Annotated in this window: 3 protein-coding genes; all 3 read right to left on the minus strand. The window is 39.2% G+C overall.

All coding sequences use genetic code 11. From position 1 onward, the window contains the following. Positions 1 to 432: DNA-binding response regulator (locus tag H5202_RS20795; protein ID WP_182773738.1), on the minus strand; the 432-nt coding region annotated here is incomplete at its 3' end. Between the two features lie 136 nt (positions 433 to 568). After that, a complete protein-coding gene (locus H5202_RS20800; protein ID WP_182773739.1) occupies positions 569 to 2,107 on the minus strand; it encodes a curlin in 1,539 nt (512 codons plus the stop codon). Positions 2,108 to 2,148: 41 nt separating this feature from the next. Further along, complete coding sequence (locus H5202_RS24840) at positions 2,149 to 2,304, minus strand: hypothetical protein (RefSeq protein WP_443019458.1); 156 nt, start codon at positions 2,302 to 2,304, stop codon at positions 2,149 to 2,151. Positions 2,305 to 2,317: the final 13 nt, after the last annotated feature.

Below are 2,317 nucleotides of genomic sequence, written 5' to 3' on the forward strand. Positions count from 1 at the left end.
ATCGCTGTCATCATTATCTATATTCGTAACTGATTGGCAGAGATCTTGAGGGATCACACTCCCACCTTCGAGTATTTCATCTAAACCATGGCTAATTGTCGCTAAACTTGCATCGCGATAAAACACCCCTGCAGTTGTTGCTGGATGAATTAAAAATGTAGTGTCTAGGTGCCTAGGAAAATTTAAAAAAACTGTATGAGTTGCACTATATTCACGTTCAATAAAACGTTGCAACTGATAAGCTTGCTGAATATCAATCGTCGATAAATCAAATAAAATCAGAGATATTGGCTCACTAGCTAATATTTTAACCATTCCGCCTGGGTGAGTTGTCGACAGTTTTACCAACAACTCTTGCGGCCAGCGAAAATCAAGTAAATCGTTCAATAACTGTGACCGAGAAACTATCATCCAATTTGAGGTTTTAATCATGATTGACACTCCATGTGAAGCTGAACTTGATGCCTTTAAACACAACTTGCATCAATGAATATCAAGATTGGTTCAATTTTTTATGACTAATGAGTTAATAAAAAGGGTGTTTGCACACCCTTTTTAAACTTCTTCACTACATACCTTGAGTAATCGTCACTGTATTACCAAACCCTATGCTGCTTACAACTGCTGAGTTATTCATATCGGTTTGGGTAACATAAACCACATTACTGCCATCACCAGAGACATATACATCAGCTAAATGATTGCCACCAGTTTGATCGATAACAATTTCGTTAGCTTCGCCCCATTCAGATTCAGCATATGCTTCGTTATGATGTCCAGACTGGTCTATATCAATAACTGATGACAAGTCAGCAGCATCAGCATAGGCCTTGTTATGATGGCCATCTTGGTCAACTGTAACGATATTATTCGCTCCCCACGTTCCAGCACCGATCCCTTCACCATAAAAGTTGCTGCCATTGGGTTTGCTATTAACTTCATTATGATGCCCAGCTTGATTGACTGTTACGGTACTCAATCTGCCATTTTCAGTTGAGGCACCTGCATAGTTATGATGACCCGACTGGGTGATTGTAATTGTGTTGTCAAAACTGTACTCCCCTTGAAACACTACCGCTTCGTTTGCGAAACCGGCTTGTGTAACCGTAGCGGTATCATCCATACCTTCTTGGTCTATTGTTGCAATATTACCATTAGCTGGATTACCTTCACCATTACCGGGAGTTACCGTACTTTGAATTACTGTAGCAGTGTTGCCTTCATTTGATTGATTAACGGTTGCAACATGATCAAAGTCCATTTGCGTTACCGTTGCGGTTTGATTTAAACCGTATTGGTTAACTTGAGCGTCATGGTTACTGCCAGCTTGATTAACGTGTGCATCATTAGATTCACCATTTTGATATACATCCGCCATGTTCGATAAACCTGCTTGTTCAACTAAACCAATGTTACCGTTACCAACTTGCTCTAATGTTGCAACGGTATCATCACTACCCAAACCGCCATAATTCTGATTATTTTGTAATATATCACCGTCGTTATTTGAACCATTTTGGGTTAACGACGCACTTGCAGCGTCTGAGGCTTCCTGTTGAATATAAGCATTATTGTTAGAGTTGCCTGATTGATTAATGGTTGCATCAGCAAAATATGACCAATGATTATAAATTTCGGCAGTATCTTCGCTTCCGGTTTGATTAATCGTAGACTGTGCACCATCACCGTCATTTTGAGTGATGGTTGCTAAGTTACCATTGCCCATTTGATTAACAGTAGCTTGAGCATTCTCGCCATTAAAAAATTCTTGTGCGACATCAGCATCATTACCATCACCAACTGATTTAACAGAGGCGCTAGCTGTACTTGTTGCATTATGTTGGTCAATCAAAGATGTATTACCATTTCCCTCTTGATTTGATGAAGCTTGGGAGTTTGTCGTTTCAGTCTGTAAAATAGTTGAGAGATTATTATTACCCAACTGTTCAATAGTTGCATTATTAGCAACACTGTTGTCTTGTTGAACTACCACCGCGGTATTTAGCTCTCCCTCTTGACTAACATCGGCTTCGTTACTGCCTGCATATGCACCAGCAGAGGTCAATAAAGCTGCTGAGATTAATAAAGCTAATTTAGAATATTTCATCTTTGTATTTCCCTTCATTTGGTTGAAATAAATAACTCAAATTAATTACTTTGAGTCACGCTAACGTTTTGCATTGTTCCCCATTGAATAACGCCAACAGCACTTCCATAACCATTCTGCTGGATCATAATGGTATTATCACTTCCGGTTTGACGAATAACTGCTAAGTTATGGGTTCCTATTTGACTCACATCCATTAGCAAATTATTA

Source organism: Shewanella sp. SG41-4 (genome assembly GCF_014164505.1).
Lineage (GTDB): Bacteria > Pseudomonadota > Gammaproteobacteria > Enterobacterales > Shewanellaceae > Shewanella.